Genomic DNA, 5,219 nt, shown 5'->3' on the forward strand with positions numbered 1-5,219 from the left:
CCACGATCGTTTGCGTTATATACGTGATTGACACCAACCGGCAAACGGGAACCGCTGGTAGCGGTATCGCCGATGGTGTAAACAAGATTCCCATTGAAAATATTTATATGTCCACTTCCACTTCGATTAGCCATTTGACTATGATAATTCCAATAATCCTCCATACCCCAAGTGTTTTTGTACCAAAAGATCCCACTTGGCAAAACCATTTCCGATATCCCGCCAGACAAATCGAAATCTGAACCAATCAGCTCGACACAGGCAAGCCTGCCGTTGAGCTCGTCCTCTCTGCGTAGCATAATGCCATAGTTTTGCCCGTTGTACCATTTGCGTACCGCCTTGGTTATATCAAAAGACAAAGGATATCCATTTGTACTATTTGACACCGTCTCGTAGTCCAAAATCCAATCGGACCGGTCGGGACAGTAATTCCAGGTTAAGCCGTCGCCCCAGTCGCCCATATTTTCATGAGCCATGATATTCATCGGTTGGCCGTCCGGGCAGTCGTAGTTATATTGATAGATATTCAGCTCCGCTTTGGTGATCAACGCACCTTGATCCAAATTGGGTAAATCTGCAAATTTCAAGTAGGTTTGTGTTTCCCCCTTGGCGCTGTCGCATCCTACAAAGACATTGTCGGAGAGATAGCCGCTGTTGTCATTTGGATTGGCAAGATAAATATAGCTCTCGTAGATGTTTCGGGAATCTTTGCTGGTTTCCGCAATAGGATCGATCACCACGGGGTAAGCCCGTTCGGAGGCGTTGAGCCATTCCTGGTCTGCGATGACCCGAACCACGCTCTCGTGGATGTTCTTCCCCGGTTCCACCTCAAAGCGCACGTCCCGGCTGATTTCCCCGTTGGCATCCACCATGTAGGGGGCCGCCAAGGTGTAGATCACGTCCTGGGGCGCGGCGTTTTCCACCAAAGACAGGCTGCCGTCCTCTTCCGCCCGGATGTGCATCCGGTTGTGGCGGATGTGAAAGGAAATGGCCTGGCCGGCGGCGGATTTGTCGTTTAAAATGATGTTTTCCTTCACCGTTTTGCCGGTGACGATATATTGGACGTCGATGTTTGGGTAGACGTCCTCGTAAAGGGCTTCGCTCTGGTTCTTGGAAACCCCCATCTTTTTCTGGTTGTAGGCATGGATCTCTTCCTGGGTCACCGGTATTTCTTCCGATTTGTCCGAAAGTGCAGTTACCGGCTCGGTCACCAGGATGTCCTTGTTTCCTCCACTTTTCTGGGCGTTTTCGAAGCCCCAGGAAAGCTGATAGTCCCCGTCGTCCAGGGTGACCAGGCGCTTGTGGTCCCGTTTCTTCGTAAACTTCACCGTTACGTCGTTGGCGGCGTTCTCAAAAACTTCCCCGATCTGGCTGTCGGTGGCTTCCGCCAGGGAGCCCCTCCGCCAGGGAGTTGTCGATTTCCTCCCAGGAGCCGTCCTTCGTCTGGTAGTGAACCGGTTCGTTGTACACCGCGGCAATGCCGTTGCCGTGCTCAGTGAGGAAATATTTCGTAGTGCCGTCCCGTTTTTCTTCCTGCTCGCCGATGATTTGGTATTCCGACTCTTTTTCCGGGTCCGGGAGCGGATAGTCCAGCGGGTCGGTAACCGACGGCTGGGACGGATCGTAGTCCATGGCGAGCACGTCTAATTGCATCACGCTTAGTAGCAGGGTAAAGGTTAACAGGTAGGAGATCGCTTTCAAAAACCATTTGCACTTCATTGAATATACCCCTTTTTTCGATATCGGTGAATCTCTTTCTCCATAAAATCAGGCAACAAAAAAGGCGCCGGATACCCCTATCCGATGCCTCATCATTTTCTCTCCACGGGGACCATCTCCCTTTTCTTTATGGGCAGATGTTATCACGATGCTAAAAATCTGTAAAGTTATTATGAACATATTTATCGCTTTTTGGTATTCTTTGTCGCCTTTTTTGCAGAAATTTCTTTGAGAAAGGCTGCAAGCAGTCTGTTGCATGAAAAAGTTCACCAAAACGCAATTATTGAAAAGATACCGGAAAAACGGAAAGCGGGCTAGCTGAATAAAAAAAACAGGTCCTTGAATTCCAAGGACCTGTTTCAATCCTATTTCACTTGTTTGAGCTTAACAATATCCGCCCGATCTTCGGAAACCACTTCCTTGATCGCAAAGACGTCGTTATGGATTTCATCCACCTTTTTCTTCCAGAGCATCGAGTTTGTCAAATTTCTCGACAAAAGAGCTGTTCTGCTCATAGAGCAGCTGAAGCCTTGGGCCAATCACATTTTCCAACGCCAAGTCCGTCTTTGCAGTGCGTTGGTCTACGTCGTCTAATTTTTTATCCATAACCCCAATTTTATTTAGTATGGTTGTCAATATATCTTTTAACTCTGTATCCATAATAATCGCTCCTATCGATCCTTAATAATACTATCTATTAAGCTTTCTAGATTTACCAACTCATTTGAATTCATTTTCTCCATCTTTTTCAAGATCCTTTTCATTAGTGGCGGATCATGATAATCTGCATTAAAAAACTCAATTTCGGTTATGCCAAAATAATTACAGATATTGAAAAACTATGTCATGCTGGGTAAAGCTTTACCTGAAGAAATATGATGTATGTAATTTCTAGCATTACCAAGTTCAAATGACATCTGTACTTCATTGACACCTTTTTTTAACCTTAGTTCAGTGAGTCTGTTTCGAAAAAAATCTTTAGATTTTTCTATTTCCATGTCTAACTCATCAGAATCCAATCGTTGATATTCTTTCAAAACAGTTCACCACCTTGTTAAAAATAGCGTATCATATCGTTTGAAAATCCGATTATATTAAATGGTGAAAAATCTCAATTATCTATTGAAAAGTTACATATAATAGCGATATGCTTAAAAAGTGCCATAGAAGAGTGTTTTTTACTCAATAATTTCGAAATTATTACTATAGAAAGGTACTATCATGACACCCACACACCCATTAAACCCGGAAGAGGCGGAATATATCAAAGCATTGTTTGAGGAATTTTATCCGCTTCTGAAAAAGACCGCGCTTGCGATCTGCCCGGACAGCGCGGAGGACGCGGTGATCGAAGCCTGCATCCGGCTTTCCGGCAAGGTGGAGCTTCTTCAAACCCTCGATCATCCAGCCCTTGCCGTCTATGTCCGAACAACCATACGAAACACGGCCATCCGAGAATCCTCCAAGCGGAGCCGCTTTTGGGAGCGCAGCCGGACGGTGGAGGAGCTTTACCAACGGGCGGAGCTGCTGCCGGGGGAACAGTTGGAAGAGGCGGAAGGGTTTGCGTCCCTTCTGTCCGGGTTGTCAGCTCTCGACCGCGATTTGGTGTTCCTCCGGTACTGCCTCGACTTTGACCTGGCCATGATCGCAAAAGAGACCGGGCTGCGCAGCTCCTACATAGCGGAACGACTCTATCAGGCAAGAAAGAAAATCAAAAGGAAGTCAAAGGAGGAAAATGAAAATGCGTAAGCCTTTGACGATGGAACAACTCAAACGGGAAAAAGCCGAACTGAAATTTAAAGAGGCGGTTTTAAACACCTGCCGGAAAGAGGGAAAGGAGCTGATCAAAGAATCAGAAGCCTTGAAAGCACAGGGAATCCAGCCGAGCACCCCGGAACGGGAACGGCTCAGAAAGAGCCTGGCGAAGCGAACCAGGAAAATCAGCGGGTTTCATCTGACCGTGTTCGCCCGCAACGCCGTGGTTTCCCTGATGGCCCTCGTCTGCGTCGGAGTCTTGGTAGCTGTTGCGGTTCCCCCGGCGCGTGCAGAACTTGTCAAATACCTGTCCGCTTTAAACTCCCCGGGGCCGAACATCGAAATCAATTTCCATGGGGACGGGGCCAGCGCCTATCAAAATCTGGCCGGAATTCACTTTCCGCAGTCCCTTCCCCAAGGATATGCATTCAAAAAGGCAACCACGCTAGAAGGGATCACACAGGTGGAATTCGGGAACGAAGAGGGGGAAAGCCTGTTCTTTTTGCAGCAGCGCTCGAAAGCGTCCGGGCTGACGGACGGAGAAAATCTGGACGACGCGCAGACAGTCATGGTCGGATCATGCCACGGCTTCTTCACCGAAAAAGACGGCGTTACCCTGCTGACCTGGGACGATAACACCTATTTATATTCTCTGCAAGGAACTCTCTCAAAGGAGGAACTGATTTAGTGGGCGAAAGCGTCCCGACCGAGTAAGGGGCGCTTCCAATAAACAAAAAAGGAGATCGAGAAAAATGAAGAATGGAAAACGAATCCTGCTGGCGGCGGTTATGGCGCTGACCCTGCTGGCAAACTCTGTCCCGGTGTTTGCCGCCGATTTGCAGCCGGCTGAACCCACTACCGCACCGTACACGTACTTGGCCCAAACCGGGTCGCCGGAAAGAGCTGGCCCCTCGGATGCAATACCTCAGCAGCGTGTTCACCGACATGGAAATCAAGAACGGAAAAGCCTACTGCCAGGGGAATTACACGACGTTTAAAGATGTCAAGGTCACGCTGACCGTCACCCTTCAGAAGTCGCCGCTCAACGTCACGCTGGATTCCTATTGGATCAATGTGCCTGGGGCGAGCTGGTCGCAAACCTGGACGGGGGCCGGGCAGAACATCATCAGCGAAAACAAGGGGGACCTTGCCCACTATTACTACTATCGAACGGAAACCACGGCGACCGTTTTTAACGGTTCTGTTCCTTTGGAATCGGTGGTCGTCCATTCTGAGACATCGTATTACGGAGGGTGATGAAGGCAATGACTCCTTTCCATCGGTATCTTCATTTGGTCAGGGTGTTTCAGCGATTCCTCAACAAAAATTGCCTGAGCGTTTCGGAAATTGCGAGGCAGTACCCAGATATCCTTGCCGTTTCTAAAAAAGCTGGAGGAACCTCAGTCCCCTATCACAACGTTTGATTTGAAAAGTGTGGACAGACTTGGAAAAGCCTTCAAAGATCACGGGGAAGACCTGACACAGCTTTGGAGTGTGGAAACTGCATTTCATGAGGAAATGGGTGAAATGGTAAAAGGGCTTCGGCTTAAGAAAAACGTCGATCTTATGACTGTATCCAATGCCACTGATATTCCATTGGAAGTGCTGGAAGATTTGGAGGAGGGGGACTTTTTCCCGAAAGAGATCCGTGCGAGTGATATCGAAGCGCTGAGTGTATACTACGGGGTTACAATCGAAATTTTACCGCAGCCATAATCAAAAAAGCGGCCCGCCCAATTGTCGGG

8 protein-coding genes are annotated in these 5,219 nt (G+C 48.2%); 4 read left to right on the forward strand and 4 right to left on the reverse strand.

Annotated elements, in window-relative coordinates:
• From WMO26_RS13265 to WMO26_RS13280, 4 genes are all read right to left on the reverse strand, one after another.
• Positions 1-1,328: DNRLRE domain-containing protein (locus WMO26_RS13265; protein ID WP_349221112.1), on the reverse strand; the 1,328-nt coding region annotated here is incomplete at its 3' end.
• 22 nt (positions 1,329-1,350) lie between these two features.
• Positions 1,351-1,719 carry a hypothetical protein gene (locus tag WMO26_RS13270; RefSeq protein ID WP_349221113.1) on the reverse strand — a complete coding sequence of 123 codons (369 nt, stop codon included), beginning with the start codon at positions 1,717-1,719 and terminating at the stop codon, positions 1,351-1,353.
• Between the two features lie 447 nt (positions 1,720-2,166).
• Positions 2,167-2,379, reverse strand: coding sequence for a hypothetical protein (locus WMO26_RS13275; RefSeq protein WP_349221114.1), 213 nt, complete (start codon positions 2,377-2,379; stop codon positions 2,167-2,169).
• Positions 2,380-2,558: 179 nt separating this feature from the next.
• A complete protein-coding gene (locus tag WMO26_RS13280) occupies positions 2,559-2,756 on the reverse strand; it encodes a hypothetical protein (RefSeq protein WP_349221115.1) in 198 nt (65 codons plus the stop codon).
• A 184-nt stretch (positions 2,757-2,940) separates the two neighbouring features.
• Between WMO26_RS13280 and WMO26_RS13285 the strand changes: the two genes are divergently transcribed.
• From WMO26_RS13285 to WMO26_RS13300, 4 genes are all read left to right on the forward strand, one after another.
• The gene (locus tag WMO26_RS13285; protein WP_349221116.1) at positions 2,941-3,468 is read left to right on the forward strand and encodes a sigma-70 family RNA polymerase sigma factor; all 528 of its coding nucleotides are present in this window, start codon (positions 2,941-2,943) and stop codon (positions 3,466-3,468) included.
• On the forward strand, positions 3,461-4,162 hold the full coding sequence (locus WMO26_RS13290) for a DUF4367 domain-containing protein (protein WP_349221117.1): 702 nt from the start codon (positions 3,461-3,463) through the stop codon (positions 4,160-4,162). Before WMO26_RS13285 ends, WMO26_RS13290 begins: the two co-directional genes overlap by 8 nt.
• Before the next feature lie 227 nt (positions 4,163-4,389).
• Positions 4,390-4,731, forward strand: a complete 342-nt coding sequence (locus tag WMO26_RS13295; protein ID WP_349221118.1) for a hypothetical protein — start codon at positions 4,390-4,392, stop codon at positions 4,729-4,731.
• Positions 4,732-4,821: 90 nt separating this feature from the next.
• Positions 4,822-5,190 carry a helix-turn-helix domain-containing protein gene (locus WMO26_RS13300; protein WP_349221119.1) on the forward strand — a complete coding sequence of 123 codons (369 nt, stop codon included), beginning with the start codon at positions 4,822-4,824 and terminating at the stop codon, positions 5,188-5,190.
• Positions 5,191-5,219: the final 29 nt, after the last annotated feature.

It is taken from the genome of Solibaculum intestinale, assembly GCF_040096205.1.
GTDB lineage: Bacteria > Bacillota > Clostridia > Oscillospirales > Acutalibacteraceae > Solibaculum_A > Solibaculum_A intestinale.